The organism is Candidatus Binatia bacterium, from assembly GCA_036563615.1.
GTDB lineage: Bacteria > Desulfobacterota > Binatia > UBA12015 > UBA12015 > DATCMB01.
The window spans coordinates 718236-731861 of the sequence record DATCMB010000006.1; the positions used below are offsets into that span (position 1 = coordinate 718236).

The 13626-nt window shown below is 69.6% G+C and carries 12 protein-coding genes, 1 tRNA gene and 1 pseudogene; 3 read left to right on the top strand and 11 right to left on the bottom strand.

Going from position 1 to position 13626, the window contains the following annotated elements:
• Window positions 1–96: 96 nt before the first annotated feature.
• The 6 genes and pseudogenes from VIS07_06090 to VIS07_06115 all read right to left on the bottom strand — a co-directional run bounded on the left by VIS07_06090 (window position 97) and on the right by VIS07_06115 (window position 7240).
• On the bottom strand, window positions 97–1683 hold the full coding sequence (locus tag VIS07_06090; protein HEY8515062.1) for an ABC transporter ATP-binding protein: 1587 nt from the start codon (window positions 1681–1683) through the stop codon (window positions 97–99).
• Window positions 1684–1884: 201 nt separating this feature from the next.
• Window positions 1885–2892 (bottom strand): annotated as a pseudogene (locus VIS07_06095) (ABC transporter permease).
• Window positions 2885–3991 (bottom strand): microcin C ABC transporter permease YejB, encoded by a 1107-nt coding sequence (locus tag VIS07_06100; protein HEY8515063.1) that lies wholly within the window; start codon window positions 3989–3991, stop codon window positions 2885–2887. The pseudogene VIS07_06095 and the gene VIS07_06100 overlap by 8 nt, the downstream one beginning before the upstream one ends.
• A 37-nt stretch (window positions 3992–4028) precedes the next feature.
• The gene (locus VIS07_06105; GenBank protein HEY8515064.1) at window positions 4029–5984 is read right to left on the bottom strand and encodes an extracellular solute-binding protein; all 1956 of its coding nucleotides are present in this window, start codon (window positions 5982–5984) and stop codon (window positions 4029–4031) included.
• Between the two features lie 88 nt (window positions 5985–6072).
• The gene (locus VIS07_06110) at window positions 6073–6639 is read right to left on the bottom strand and encodes a peroxiredoxin (GenBank protein ID HEY8515065.1); all 567 of its coding nucleotides are present in this window, start codon (window positions 6637–6639) and stop codon (window positions 6073–6075) included.
• A 31-nt stretch (window positions 6640–6670) separates the two neighbouring features.
• The gene (locus tag VIS07_06115) at window positions 6671–7240 is read right to left on the bottom strand and encodes an HdeD family acid-resistance protein (protein HEY8515066.1); all 570 of its coding nucleotides are present in this window, start codon (window positions 7238–7240) and stop codon (window positions 6671–6673) included.
• A 153-nt stretch (window positions 7241–7393) separates the two neighbouring features.
• On the opposite strand from VIS07_06115, the gene VIS07_06120 reads away from it, so the two are divergent.
• A complete protein-coding gene (locus VIS07_06120) occupies window positions 7394–8215 on the top strand; it encodes an aldo/keto reductase (protein HEY8515067.1) in 822 nt (273 codons plus the stop codon).
• A gap of 48 nt (window positions 8216–8263) precedes the next feature.
• On the opposite strand, the gene VIS07_06125 is transcribed toward VIS07_06120, so the two are convergent.
• Complete coding sequence (locus tag VIS07_06125; protein HEY8515068.1) at window positions 8264–9439, bottom strand: sulfotransferase; 1176 nt, start codon at window positions 9437–9439, stop codon at window positions 8264–8266.
• Entirely contained in the window at window positions 9439–9861 is a 423-nt protein-coding gene (locus VIS07_06130) for a DUF4870 domain-containing protein (GenBank protein ID HEY8515069.1), read from the bottom strand. The genes VIS07_06125 and VIS07_06130 overlap by 1 nt, the downstream gene beginning before the upstream one ends.
• A 118-nt stretch (window positions 9862–9979) precedes the next feature.
• Here VIS07_06130 and VIS07_06135 point away from each other — a divergent pair.
• A tRNA-Arg gene (locus VIS07_06135) sits at window positions 9980–10053 on the top strand.
• Between the two features lie 99 nt (window positions 10054–10152).
• Window positions 10153–10458: a hypothetical protein gene (locus VIS07_06140; protein HEY8515070.1), complete on the top strand. Its 306-nt coding sequence runs from the start codon at window positions 10153–10155 to the stop codon at window positions 10456–10458.
• A gap of 135 nt (window positions 10459–10593) precedes the next feature.
• Here the strand turns inward: VIS07_06140 and VIS07_06145 are convergent, their stop codons facing one another.
• From VIS07_06145 to VIS07_06155, 3 genes are all read right to left on the bottom strand, one after another.
• Window positions 10594–11577 (bottom strand): hypothetical protein, encoded by a 984-nt coding sequence (locus tag VIS07_06145; GenBank protein ID HEY8515071.1) that lies wholly within the window; start codon window positions 11575–11577, stop codon window positions 10594–10596.
• 166 nt (window positions 11578–11743) lie between these two features.
• Window positions 11744–12244 carry a VOC family protein gene (locus VIS07_06150; GenBank protein ID HEY8515072.1) on the bottom strand — a complete coding sequence of 167 codons (501 nt, stop codon included), beginning with the start codon at window positions 12242–12244 and terminating at the stop codon, window positions 11744–11746.
• 121 nt (window positions 12245–12365) lie between these two features.
• Window positions 12366–13355 carry a right-handed parallel beta-helix repeat-containing protein gene (locus VIS07_06155; GenBank protein ID HEY8515073.1) on the bottom strand — a complete coding sequence of 330 codons (990 nt, stop codon included), beginning with the start codon at window positions 13353–13355 and terminating at the stop codon, window positions 12366–12368.
• Between the last annotated feature and the right edge of the window lie 271 nt (window positions 13356–13626).

The window sequence follows — 13626 nt, forward strand, 5'->3', positions numbered from 1 at the left end:
GCGCCGCGCCGGAGGCCTGGCCGAAGGGGCGAGTCGTCGGGGCCTGCGCTTCCGGACGGCTGGCGCTGGACGCGAACGGCTGCTGCGCTCCGCCGGCTACTGCGCGGCGCCGGCGACCACCCGCAGGTCGAACGCCGCCGCCGTCAGGGCCCGGGTGTACGGGTCCCGGGGGCACGCGAAGATCTCGTCCGCCGTCCCCTGCTCGACGACGCGTCCGTCCTTGAGCACCAGCACCCGGTGGCTCATCGCGCGCACGACCCGCAGGTCGTGGCTGATGAAGAGGTACGCGATGCGGTGCTTCTCCTGCAGCCGGCGCAGCAGCTCGACGATCTGCGCCTGCACGGACACGTCGAGCGCCGAGGTCGGCTCGTCGAGCACGACGAAGCGCGGCTCGAGCACCATGGCGCGCGCGATCGCGATGCGCTGACGCTGTCCGCCGGAGAACTCGTGCGGGTAGCGGTGGCGGGTCTCCGGGTCGAGGTCGACCTCGACGAGCGCGCGCGCGATCCGCTCCTCGCGCTCGGCCGCGTCACCGCCGAGCCCGTGCACGAGCAGTCCCTCCTCGAGGATCTGCCCGACCGACATGCGTGGGCTCAGCGAGCCGTACGGATCCTGGAAGACGATCTGCATCTCGCGCCGCAGCGGACGCAGCGCGCGCGAGCGCAGACCCGCGATCTCGCGTCCCGCGAACTCGATCGGCCCGGCGCTCGCGATCAGGCGCAGGAGCGCGAGCCCGAGCGTCGTCTTGCCCGAGCCGCTCTCGCCGACCACGCCGAGCGTCTCGCCTTCCCGCACCTCGACGGTGACGCCGTCGACGGCGCGGACATGATCGACGGTGCGGCGCAGTACGCCCTTCTTGATCGGGTACCAGACCTTGAGGTCGCTCGTGCGCACCAGGACGGGCGCCTTCTCGGGCACCGGCGCGGGCTCGCCGCGCGGCTCGGCGGCGAGCAGGGCGCGCGTGTACGGATGCTGCGGCGCGGAGAACAGCGTCTGCACGTCGCCGGTCTCGACGATCTCGCCCGCGCGCATGACGCACACGCGGTCGGCGACGCGGCGCACGATGCCGAGGTCGTGCGTGATGAACAGCATCGCCATGCCGAGGCGGCGCTGCAGGTCCTCGAGCAGCTCGAGGAGCTGCGCCTGGATGGTGACGTCGACCGCGGTGGTCGGCTCGTCGGCGATCAGCAGGTCGGGCTCGTTGGCGAGCGCCATCGCGATCATGACGCGCTGACGCTGTCCGCCCGAGAGCTCGTGCGGGTAGGCGCCGAGCCGGCGCTCGGGGTCGCGGATGCCGACCAGGTGCAGGAGCTCGAGCGTGCGCGCGCGCACCTCGGACGCCGACATCTCGCGGTGCAGCAGCACGGCCTCCGAGATCTGGCGCTCGATCGTGTGCAGCGGGTTCAGCGAGTTGATCGGCTCCTGGAAGATCATCGCGATCCGGTCGCCGCGGATCGCGCGCAGGGTCTTGGCGTCGGCGCCGAGCAGCTCGGTGCCCTGAAAGCGGATGCTGCCCGACGGATGGCTCGCGAGCGGGTAGGGCAGGAGCTGCAGGATCGACAGCGCGGTCACCGACTTGCCCGAGCCGCTCTCGCCGACCAGCGCGACCGTCTCGCCGCGCTCGACCGTCAGCGAGACGCCGCGCACGGCGTCGACCGCAGAGGCGCCGGCGCCGAAGCGCACGCGCAGGTCACGGATCTCGAGCAGCGCCGGTGCGCCGCCGCCGCTCGACGCGGGTGAGCCGAAGGCGGCGCCGGGCGCGGCGGCCGTCGCCTGCGGCTCGGCCGTCGCGTGCGGCTGCGCCTTCGGATCGAGCGGGCGCGGCGCGAGCCCCTTCTTCTTCGCCTCCTCGGCGGGCTCCTCGGCGCGGAACGTCTTGCGCGGATCGAAGGCGTCGCGCACCGCCTCGCCGATGAAGACCAGCAGGCTCAGCATCAGCGCGATCGTCACGAAGCCCGTGAAGCCGAGCCACGGCGCCTGCAGGTTGTCCTTGCCCTGCTTGAGCAGCTCGCCGAGCGAGGGCGAGCCCGGCGGCAGACCGAAGCCCAGGAAGTCGAGCGCGGTCAGCGTCACGACGGCGCCGCTCGTGACGAACGGCAGGAAGGTGAGCGTCGCTACCATCGCGTTCGGCAGCACGTGACGCCAGATGATGCGCGGGTCGGCGACGCCGAGCGCGCGCGCGGCGCGCACGTAGTCGAAGTTGCGCGCGCGCAGGAACTCCGCGCGCACGACGCCGACGAGCGTCATCCAGCTGAACAGCAGCATCAGCAGCAGGAGCCACCAGAAGCTCGGCGTCACCAGGCTCGCGAGGATGATCAGCAGGTAGAGCGTCGGCAGGCCGGACCAGATCTCGATGAAGCGCTGGAACAGCAGGTCGACGAGGCCGCCGAAGTAGCCCTGCACCGCGCCCGCGGCGACGCCGATGATCGAGCTCAGGATCGTCAGCGTCAAGCCAAAGAGAACCGACAGGCGGTAGCCGTAGATCAGGCGCGCCGCGACGTCGCGCGCCTGGTCGTCGGTGCCGAGCCAGTTCTGCCAGGTCGGCGGTGACGGCGCCGGCGTCGGCAGGTCGCGGACGATCGTGTCGTAGCTGTAGGGGATCGGCGGCCAGATCATCCAGCCCTTCTCGCGGATCATCTCCTGCACGGCCGGGTCGGTGTAGTCCGCCTCGGTCGCGAAGAAGCCGCCGAACTCGGTCTCCGGGTAGGAGACGAACACCGGGAAGTAGAAGCGCCCGTCGTAGCGCACGAGCAGCGGGCGGTCGTTGGCGATCAGCTCGGCGTTGAGGCTCACGAGGAGCAGGCCGAGGAAGATCCACAGCGACCAGTAGCCGCGTCGGTTGCGGCGAAAGTTCGCGAGCCTGCGACGGGCGAGGGGAGAGAGCTTAATCACGCCGCTCGAAGTCGATCCGCGGGTCGACGAGCACGTAGGTCAGGTCCTCGATCAGCTTGGTGAGCAGGCCGAGGAGCGTGAAGAAGTACAGGGTGCCGAACATCACCGGGTAGTCGCGGTTGATCGCCGCCTCGAAGCCGAGCAGCCCGACGCCGTCGAGCGAGAAGATCACCTCGGTGAGCAGCGCGCCGGTGAACAGCATGCCGACGAACGCGCCCGGAAAGCCCGCGATGACGATCAGCATCGCGTTGCGGAAGACGTGGCCGTAGAGCACGCGCCGCTCGGTGAGACCCTTGGCGCGCGCGGTGACGACGTACTGCTGGTTGATCTGGTCGAGGAACGAGTTCTTGGTCAGCATGGTGAGCCCGGCGAAGCCGCCGATCACCATCGACAGCACCGGCAGCGTGATGTGCCAGAGGTAGTCGACGATCTTCCCCCACAGGCTCAGCTCCGCCCAGTTGTCGGAGGTGAGGCCGCGCAGCGGGAACCAGTCGAAGTAGCGTCCGCCGGCGAACAGCACGATCAGCAGGATCGCGAAGAGGAACCCGGGGATCGCGTTGCCGACGATCACCGCGGCCGACGTCCAGACGTCGAAGCGCGAGCCGTCGCGCACCGCCTTCGCGATGCCGAGCGGGATCGAGATCAGGTAGACGAGCAGCGTCGTCCACACGCCGAGCGAGATCGACACCGGCATCTTGTCGATCACCAGCGACACGACCGAGCGATCGCGGAAGAAGCTCTCGCCGAAGTCGAAGCGCAGGAAGTTCCACATCATGAGCAGGAAGCGCTCGTGCGCCGGCTTGTCGAAGCCGAACTGGCGCTCGAGCTCGGCGATGAACGCGGGGTCGATGCCGCGCGCGCCGTGGTACTTGCTGCTCGTCGCCGACGTGGGTCCGGTGCGCTGCGCGCCGCCGCCGGCCTCGCCCCGCTGGCTGCCGGAGATCCGCGCCGTCGCCTGCACGGCGGTGTCCTGCACGCGCGCCAGGATCTGCTCGACGGGTCCGCCCGGCGCCGCGTTGATGACGACGAAGTTGAGCAGCATGATGCCGAACAGCGTCGGCAAGAGCAGAATCAGACGGCGGACGATGTAGGCGGCCATGGTGCTGCGGGTCGGGCGCGCTGCCTCGGGCCTCGGCTCAGCCCTTCACGCGCCGCTTCTTCTCCTCCACCGCGCGCGCCTTCTCCGGATCGATCCACCAGGTCGAGAACTGCACGCCCTGGTCCGGAACGACCGACGGCTTGCCGAACTTGTCCCAGTACGCGATGCGGTCGTACGGGATGTGCCACTGCGGGATCACCCAGTGGCCCCACTGCAGCACGCGGTCGAGCGCGCGCACGCGGTCGATGAGGCTCTGGCGGTCGGGCGCGGCGATCACCGCCTCGATCAGCGCGTCGACCGTCGGATCGGCGATGCCGATGTAGTTCTGGCTGCCCGGCTTGTCGGCGTAGGACGATCCCCAGAAGCTGCGCTGCTCGTTGCCGGGCGAGTCCGACTGCGGCCAGTTGCCGACGATCACGTCGTAGTCGAACTGGTCGAGCAGACGCCGGTACTGCGCGGTGTCGACGGTGCGGACGTTGGCCTCGATGCCGAGGCGCTCGAGGTTCTTCACGAACGGCAGCGCGATGCGCTCGAAGAGGGGCGTCACGAGCAGGATCGTGAACCGCATCGTCTCGCCCGACGCGTTGGTGAGCTTGCGCGTCTTCGGATCGATCTTCCAGCCGGCTTCCTCGAGGAGCTTCGCCGCCTGGCGCAGGTTCTGCCGGATGTCGCCCGAGCCGTCGGTCTTCGGCGGCTGGTACTCCTTGGTGAAGACCTCCTCGGGGATCTTGCCGCGGAAGGGCTCGAGGATCGCGAGCTCGGCCGGCGTCGGCAGACCCGTCGCCGCGAGCTCCGAGTTGTCGAAGTAGCTGCGCGTGCGCGTGTACTGGTCGTAGAACAGGTTCTTGTTCGACCACTCGAAGTCGAAGGCGTAGGCGAGCGCCTCGCGAACGCGCGGATCCTGGAACATCGGGCGACGCACGTTGAAGGCGAAGCCCTGCATGCCGGCCGGCCGCTTGTGCGGGACCTCCTCCTTCTTCATGAGCCCGCTCTTGAGCGCCGGCGTGTCGTACGACGTCGCCCACGCCTTGGCCGAGCTCTCGATGCGGAAGTCGTACTCGCCCGCCTTGAACGCCTCGAGCTCGACCGTGTCGTCGCGGTAGTAGTCGATCTCGATCTCGTCGAAGTTGTTGCGGCCGACGTTCACCGGCAGCTTCTCGCCCCAGTAGTCCTTGACGCGCTCGTAGACGATGCGCCGTCCGGGCTCGAAGCTCTTGATCTTGTACGGACCGCTGCCGAGCGGCGGCTCGAGCGAGGTCGAGTCGAACTCCTTGCCCTCCCACCAGTGCTTGGGCAGCACGGGGAGCTGGCCGAGGATCAGCGGCAGCTCGCGATTCTCGCCCGGCTTGAAGGTGAACTTGACGGTGCGCGGTCCGGTCTTCTCGACCTTGTCGACGTTGCCGTAGTACGCGCGGTAGAACGGCTGGCCCTTGGTGCGCAGGATGTCGAAGCTGAACACCACGTCGTCGGCCGTGACCGGCTTGCCGTCGTGCCAGCGCGCCTCCTCGCGCAGCGTGAAGGCGACCCACGAGCGGTCCTGCGGCATCTCGACCTTCTCGACCAGCAACCCGTACTCGCTGAACGGCTCGTCGGCCGACGAGGTCATCAGCGTGTCGTAGAGGTAGCCGATGCCCGCGGCCGGGTTGCCGCGCACGATGAACGGGTTGAAGCTGTCGAAGGTGCCGGTGGTCGCTTGCTTGACGCGGCCGCCCTTCGGCGCGTTCGGGTTCACGTAGTCGAAGTGCTCGAAGTCCGGGCCGTACTTGAGGTCGCCGTGCATGGCGATGCCGTGCCCGGTGTAGATCTCGCTCGCAGCGGGCGACTGGGCGGACGCGGACGTCGCGTCGGTCGCGGCCGTCGCGGCGGCTGCCGGTGCGGCGTCCGCGGCGGGCGAGGCGGCCGGTGCAGGATCGGCGGCACGCGCGACCGCAGCCGCGCAAACGAGCGCGATCGGCCACGCGGCGAGCACGCGGCGGAGGTGTCGTCGTCGCATCCCGTCAGATTAACCGGAATTCGCGGCGGTTCTCCAACGGCTCGCGTCGGTCACCGCGCGCCCGACGTGCGTCGGCGCGCGCGTGCGCTCACTTGGTCGTGGTCGCGGTCGCGGAGACGTCGCGCAGCACGTCCTCCGCGTGGGTCGCCGGGTTCACGCTGCCGTAGGCGCGCAGCACCTTGCCGTCCGGTCCGACGAGGTAGGAGATGCGTCGCGCCGTCGCCTGGTCGCTCGAGTCGGCGGCGCCGACCTGCACGGCGAGCGTGCCGTCGTCGGTGAGCAGCCGGAAGGGGAAGCTCTGCGCCGCGGCGAACTTCGCGTTCTCCGCGGGCGCGTCGAACGACACGCCCAGCACCTCGACGCCGCGCGCTTGCAGCTCGGGGAAGCTGTCGCGCAGCGCGTTGCCCTCGGCGGTGCAGCCCGGCGTCATCGCCTTCGGGTAGAACCAGAGCAGGTACGTCTTGCCCGCGAGATCGCTCGAGCTGACGGTCTTGCCGGTCTGGTCGGGCATCGACCACGCCGGGAAGGCCTGGCCCTCCTCGAGCAGGGCGGTCGCGTGCGCGGCGTCGGGCGCGCACGCGAGGAACGCGGCGAGCGCGACGGTCGCGAGGATCCTGCGATGGCCGACGAGAGCGAGTGCGAGGGCACGTTGCATCGAGCGTTCCTCCGAAGCGGTGAGTCGTACGTCAGGCGGGCGCGTGCGCTCCGCCCTGGCCGCCGCGCGGCGCCATGCCGCGCAGCCGGAAGCCGAGCAGCAGGAGCACGATGCCGAAGGCGACCGCGTAGGCGCCGATCAGCCAGACGATGCTCAGCGCGCCGGCGAGCGGGAAGATCACCAGCAGGACGCCGAAGCCGATCGACAGCACGCCCGCGAGCCCGAGCCAGAACTCGCCCTCGATCTCGCGCCGCAGCCGGATCGCCTGCACGAGCTCGATCACGCCGGTCACGATCGCCCACGCGGCGATGTACATCAGCAGCGCGAACGCGGTGACGACGGGTGCCACGAAGGTGAAGATGCCGATCGCGATGCCGAGCAGGCCTTCGAGCAGCAGCCAGCCCCAGTGCGGGGTGTGCGCGCGGCCGCCGATCGCCGAGATCACCGCGAACACGCCGTCGACCAGCATGTAGGCGCCGAAGAAGATCACCAGCACCTCGAGCGTGATCCCGGGCCAGAGGAGCGCCAGCACCCCGAAGACGATGCCCGCGATCCCACGCAGCACCAGCGCCCACCAGTACCTCGCCAGCATCTCGATCATGGCTTCCCCCCCGTCCGGCGCGAGAGCGCCGCTTCGCGCCGATGCGCGATGATGCGCGATGATGCGCGAAATGAAGGATCGAGGCCACCCTGGCGGGTCCGCTTGCGCGAAGGTCGCGCGCGCGACAGCGTCGAGCGAGGGGCCGCGCAGCGTATGGAGAAGCGCACGTTCGGTGCGGGCGGACCGCAGGTGCCGTGGATCGGACAGGGCACCTGGCGGATGGAGCGCGACGATCGGCGCGCCGCGATCGCGGCGCTGCGTCGCGGCTTCGACCTCGGCGCGACGCACGTCGACACCGCCGAGATGTACGGCAACGGCGAGGTCGAGGAGCTGGTCGCCGAGGCGATCGCGGGACGGCGTGACCAGATCTTCCTGGTCTCGAAGGTGCTGCCGCAGCACGCGACCTACCGCGGCACGCTGCGCGCCTGCGAGCAGAGCCTCGCGCGTCTGCGCACCGACCATCTCGACGTCTACCTGCTGCACTGGCGCTCACGTCATCCGCTCGAGGAGACGATCCGCGCGTTCGAGGAGCTGGTCGCGGCCGGCAAGATCCGCGCGTGGGGCGTGAGCAACTTCGACGTCGACGACCTCGAGGAGGCGCTCGCGATCGCCGGAGAAGGGCGCATCGCGTGCAACCAGGTGCCGTACCACCTCGAGGAGCGCGGCATCGAGCACGACGTGCTGCCGTGGTGCGAGCGGCACGGCGTCGCCGTGGTCGCGTACAGCCCGTTCGGCGCCGGGCGCTTTCCCTCGCCGCGGCGCGGCGGCGGGCGCGTGCTCGCCGAGATCGCATCCGCGCGCGGCGCGACGCCGTACCAGGTCGCGCTGCGCTTTCTCGGCCGGCGGTCGTCGGTGTTCGTGATTCCGAAGGCGGCGAGCGTGCGCCACGTCGAGGAGAACGCGGGCGCGGACGCGCTCGCGCTCGACGACGAGGAGATCGCGCGCATCGACGAGGCGTTCGCGGCTGCGCGCTGAGGCGGAGCCGCGCGCACGGCGCGCCCGTCGAGGCCGGGCCTGGCGGCGCTAGACGGACTCCGACGGCACGTCGAAGTACTGCTGGTAGCGGCGCGCGCGCTCGCGCAGCGCGCCGCGGTCGAGCCCGGTGTCGTCGAGCGCGTACTGGTGCAGGCCGTGCTTGTCCTGCGGGTTCTCGGCGAGAAACGCGCGCATGCGCGTCTCCGCTTCGCCCGTCAGCTCGAGGTCGAGCCGCGCGTAGATCGCGCGCACGGTCGCGAGCGGGTCGGCCATGAAGTCGCGGAACTGCACGTCGACCACGCGCTCGGCGGGCACGAGGCCCTGCTCGCGCACCGTCACCGAGCGATCGAGGCCGTCGAGCACATAATCCGCGAACTCGGCGGCGCCTTCCTCGAGGGAGACGTCGTCGCTCGCCAGGCGGCGCAGCGTCGCGAGCAGCGAGGCCAGCGACGCCACGATGCGCAGTGGGTCGCGGTGGGTCTGCATGAGCAGCGCGTTCGGGTACTCGGCGAGCAGACGGTCGAGGCACCACACGTGCCCTGGCGACTTCAGCACCCAGCGCTCGCAGCGGTGGCCCGACTGCAGGAGCTGCAAGAAGGTCCGGTGCCAGCGGTAGGCCGGCGCCATGTCGGCCTCGGTCAGCACCCAGCGCGCGTAGGACGGGACGCGGTACTGCGTCGGGAAGATCATGCTGCGGAAGTCGTGCGCCGTGATGCGCACGCACTCCTGCGCGAGCCGCGCGCCGATCGGGTGGATCGACTTGAAGCGCGGGATGATGAGCTCGGTCATGTCGAGCTGCGCCTGCACCTCGTCGATGCGCGGGTCGCTGTCGTAGGTCACGCTCTCGGGCGGCGGCAGCGGCCGGTCGACCTCCCAGGTCAGCGGCACGCGGTGCGCCGGGTCCTGCGCGAGGAGATCGTGCAGGATCGTGGTGCCCGTACGCCCCTGGCCCACGATGACGATCGGCGGCGTCACGTCCTCGGCGCGCGCGCTCGGGTGTCGCGCGTGCCAGTCGACGATCCGCAGGCGGTTCGTCAAGTACATCAGGATCTCGCCCGACGCGATCTGCACGCCGATGTCGTTGAGGCGCGCTTCCGCGTCGAGCGCGTCGACCAGGCGATCGAGGCCCTCGCGCCAGGTGTCGGCGCCGAAGTCGTCGAGGCCGGTGGCCTCGCGCGCGGCGGCGACCAGCGCGTCGGCGTCGATCCGTCGCTCGGCGGCCATCAGCTCGGAGACAACCCGATCAGCGGGTACCGGTAGTACTGCCCGCGGCTCGCCTTGATCGCGCCGACGATCGGCAGCACGAGCGCCGCGACGACGACGAGGACGAACGCGACGACGAGCACGAGCATGCCGAGGATGGCGAGAATCGAGGCGTCGGGCGACTCCACGAGGGCGATGCCGATCACGCCCGTGAGCACGCCGACGCCGAACAGGGCGATCGCGATCCACGTCGCGACGTTGAGCAGCAGCGCCTGCAGCGCGATGCGCGCGACCGGGCGCGACTCGTCCTTCATCACGAAGTAGAGGATGAGCGGCACGAGCACGCCGCCGAGCGGGACGAGGTAGCCCGAGAGCCCGGAGAGGTGCGCGAGCACCGCCATGCCGCGCTCCGAGGCCGGGATGTCGGTCGTCGTCGGTTCCATCGCGGGCTCGGCGGCAGTGCACCAGGGGAGGGCGGGGTGTCAAGCGGGACGTGCGCGTCGGGCGAGGGGCCGGGGATCTTGATCTTGGGAGTCGCGCAAGGTTGATTGCGGCGTTGCAGCGCCCGTAGCTCAGTTGGATAGAGCGGCAGACTTCGAATCTGTAGGTCGGGTGTTCGATTCACCCCGGGCGCGCTCCCAACTTGCTCCCTTCGCGATTCCTCTGACGCTGATGGTCAGATCGAGCACGTTCGTCGTTCCGTCGGCTTCCCGCTTGGCAGCAGGCCTCGCGGCGTGCATCACGCCGCGCAGATCCAGGTGACGCGCAACCGTCTGCTCGGCGGAGCTCGGATGGAGACCCTCGAGGACGCCTTCTGCGAGGCGTGCGGGCGCCACTACTGCGACGCGTGTGGCGGGGAGATCGAGCCGTTCGAGCGCGACGACGACCTCGAGCCGCTGCTGCTCGAGGACTATCCCCGGGGCTTCGGACTGGGGCTCCTCGAGGCCGTCGTGATGGGCGCCGAGCTCGTTCTCCTCATCGGCCTCGTGCTGTTCATCCTCGCATTCGTCGCGCTCGGCCTGGTGCTGATCTTTCTCTAGAAGGGACGGACGTGAGGCCGCGGCTGACGAGCGGAGTTCAGCTGGTCGCGGGCGTGAAAGCGCAGGGCGGCGGCCGGAGGGTTCGTCCGGCCGCCGCCCGATCGTCGTCCAAAGGTCGCGAGAGCGAGGTTCGACTTACCGCCCGCGGACCGCGTTCTCCGCTGCCTTGAGAACCCGCGCGACGTCGTCTCCAACCGGGTCGACGTCCACCTCGGCCGCCTTGGCCGCAGAAGGGGCGTCCGCGGAGCTTCGATCGAGCTGCGCGCTCAGGTGACCGCCGGACACCCGCACGCCTGTCATCGGATGCTCCCCGAAGAAGTCCCCGCACTCGTCATCCACGAGAAACGCGGAGGTGTGAATGCCCGCCACCGTGTTCGGGCCGGTCTGATTGAACAGGTAGCCGTCGCAAAGGATCAGATCGTAAGCGAGTCCGATGTACTCGTACGGAAGGGGATTTCCGGGATCGAGATCCTGAACCCGCGTCACGATGATGGGCTGCCCGATCTCGTCTTCGCCGATGAGCGTGGGGATGCCTGACACCGTCTGGACCCGGTCGAAGAAGTAACGCTCGGTGAACGTGCTGATGATCGTGAACGTGAAGTCCCACGTGCCGATCAGGCCAGCGAGTCCCGTCGCGGGACCACCGCCGCTCCTGCCGACGATGACGAAGTTCTGCGCTCCCTCGCTCCACTGAATCGTCGCGCTTTGGCCCGGCTGCGGGAAGTCGTTGAGAATGTACGCCCCCGACGCACCGGCCAGGAACTCCGTACCGAAGGTCGTGACGCGGAAGGTTCGCTTCGCGAACTCGACGCCGTTCTGCCTGACGCTGATCGTGTGCTCGCCGTCACCGAGCAAGTTGAAGTTGAACTGCGAGATGAACCCGTTGCGGCCGTCGTTGCCGCAGACGGTTGCCGTGTCGTTGCGACGGATTCCCGTCGCGACGGGAATCGGCGGGCCGCCGTCGAACGAGATCGTGATGTTGCTGTTCGGCGGGCATTTCCAGCCGGACACGTAGCCGATGCCGCTCGCGTCCCCGAAGGGCACCTCGAGAACGGCCGCCGCCGCGACCGACGAGGTCGAGAGAACGGCGAGGATGCTGAACAGAGCGAGTCGTCGCATGGTTTGTCCCTCCGGTCTGACGTCACAAGGAATCGCCAGCGAAATGGCGTCAGGTCGAGAAATTACTCGGACGCTCGGACAGCGGCTGTCCGATGTCCGTCCGGAGGGCGTCTGGAGGAAGGCTTGGTGCGGTCGTGATTGCGGCCGCGGCGCCGAACGGAGATTCTCACCTCCCCTCGAACGCCCGCCGCAGCTCCGCGATCTCGAGCTTCCTCATCCCGAGCATCGCCTTCATCACCCGCCGCGCCGCCGCGACGTCCGACGACCGCAGCATCTCCATCAGCTCGCGCGGCACGATCTGCCACGAGACGCCAAACCGATCCTTCAGCCACCCGCACTGCTGCGCGTTCGGGTCGCCGTCGGCCGACAGCGCGCGCGAGTAGCGATCGATCTCCTCCTGCGTGTCGCAGAAGACCTGCAGCGAGATCGCCTCGTTGAACGTGAAGGCGGGGCCGCCGTTGAGCGCCGTGAACGGCTGGCCGTCGAGCTCGAAGTCGACGGTCATCACGGAGCCGGGCGGGCGGCCGTGCACCTCTTGCCCGGCGTCGGTGTAGCGGAGGACGTCGAGGATCCGCGAGTTCTCGAACACGGAGACGTAGAAGCGTGCTGCCTCCTCGGCCTGGTCGTCGAACCAGAGACACGGTGCGATCGTCTGCGCGATGGGCATGGTCACCTCCCGATGCGCCAGCAGGGCGCTCTCGGGAGGTAGTCGTCGCCCGCACCGCGAGATCGACGGTCGCCGCGAGGAATCTTCGGCGCGCGCCGCCCCTAGCGTGCCTTCTCGGCCCTCACGGCGCCTCGTACGCGCCGAGATCGCACGGCACCGCGCGCGCGACGCCGCGCTGATCGGGCTGGCGGCACAGCGAGCGGGTCGTGAGCACGCCGATCGCGGGGCTGCCGGCGCCGAGCGCCTGGGTTTCCGTGGGACCGCCGTTGTTCTGCAGCGGACCGAGCAGCGGATCGTCGGTCAGGAGCGGCGAGCGGCCGGCGATGACCTTCGTGCAGGTGTCCGACTCGATCAGGTTCCCGGCGAACAGACGCGCCTTCACGTTGTCGCAGTCGGCCCCTTCGGGTGCCGAATTGTCGGCCAGGATCGTGCCGCGGAAAATGGCCTTTTGCTCGAAGGCCGGTGCGGTGCCGATGCCGCCGCCACGCACCGCAGCGGTGTTGTTCGCGACCGTGACGTGATCGAGGCGCAGCGTGCTTTGCGCCGCGATGCCGCCGGCCCTGCTCGCCGAGTTGCCGCTGATCGTGCTGTCGGTGATCCGGACCTGTGCGCGGTCGAGGAAGTAGCTGGCGATGCCGCCGCCGATGTTCGCGCTGTTGCCGCTCACGGTGCTGCGGATCACCTGGAGATTGTTTGCGAAGACGCCGCCGCCTTCCTCGACGGCGGTGTTGCCGCGCACGGTGGAGTCCGTGATGTGCACCCTCCCGAGGCTGAAGAGGCCGCCACCACGCAAGCTCGTGTTGCCTTCGAGCGTGCTGCCGACGATCGTGATCCTGGCGCGTCTCGAGTCGGCCCGTATTCCGCCTCCGGGGATCGCGTTGGAGTTGTCGGCGATCGTGCAGCCATCGATCGTCAGGTTCGCGCGCTCGTCGAGAACGATGCCGCTCCCGCCGACGTTGTCGAGCACCTCACAGCTCGCCAGCCTCACCTTGGCCGCGGTGCCGAGGTGAACGCCGCGATTTCCGTTCCGGATGGTCAGGCCCTCCACGGTGAGCTGCGCTCCGGGCCCCTGAACCTCGACCACCGTCCCGGCGCCGCCGCCGTCGACCACCGTCGCACCCGCGCCCGCTCCGCGGATCGTCAGGCGCGAGCGCGGCGGAACGACGAAGCTCTCGACGTACGTCCCGGCCGCGATCTCGATCACGTCGCGGCGCGCTGCGGCGTCGATCGCCTGCTGGATCGTCGGGAAGCACCCACCCGTGCCGCCTGGATTGACGCACAGAACGGCTGCGAACGCCTTGCCGGGAAGGAGCGTTGCGACCGCGAAGGCCGCGGCCAGAGTCCTGCGCAAGATCATTTTTTGCCCTCCTTTGCGCCGTGCC

Coding starts and splice junctions, on each gene's coding strand:
- VIS07_06100 (HEY8515063.1), bottom strand. CDS start 3,991: ATGGCCGCCTACATCGTCCGCCGTCTGATTCTGCTCTTGCCGACGCTG.
- VIS07_06105 (HEY8515064.1), bottom strand. CDS start 5,984: ATGCGACGACGACACCTCCGCCGCGTGCTCGCCGCGTGGCCGATCGCG.
- VIS07_06110 (HEY8515065.1), bottom strand. CDS start 6,639: ATGCAACGTGCCCTCGCACTCGCTCTCGTCGGCCATCGCAGGATCCTC.
- VIS07_06115 (HEY8515066.1), bottom strand. CDS start 7,240: ATGATCGAGATGCTGGCGAGGTACTGGTGGGCGCTGGTGCTGCGTGGG.
- VIS07_06120 (HEY8515067.1), top strand. CDS start 7,394: ATGGAGAAGCGCACGTTCGGTGCGGGCGGACCGCAGGTGCCGTGGATC.
- VIS07_06125 (HEY8515068.1), bottom strand. CDS start 9,439: ATGGCCGCCGAGCGACGGATCGACGCCGACGCGCTGGTCGCCGCCGCG.
- VIS07_06130 (HEY8515069.1), bottom strand. CDS start 9,861: ATGGAACCGACGACGACCGACATCCCGGCCTCGGAGCGCGGCATGGCG.
- VIS07_06145 (HEY8515071.1), bottom strand. CDS start 11,577: ATGCGACGACTCGCTCTGTTCAGCATCCTCGCCGTTCTCTCGACCTCG.
- VIS07_06150 (HEY8515072.1), bottom strand. CDS start 12,244: ATGCCCATCGCGCAGACGATCGCACCGTGTCTCTGGTTCGACGACCAG.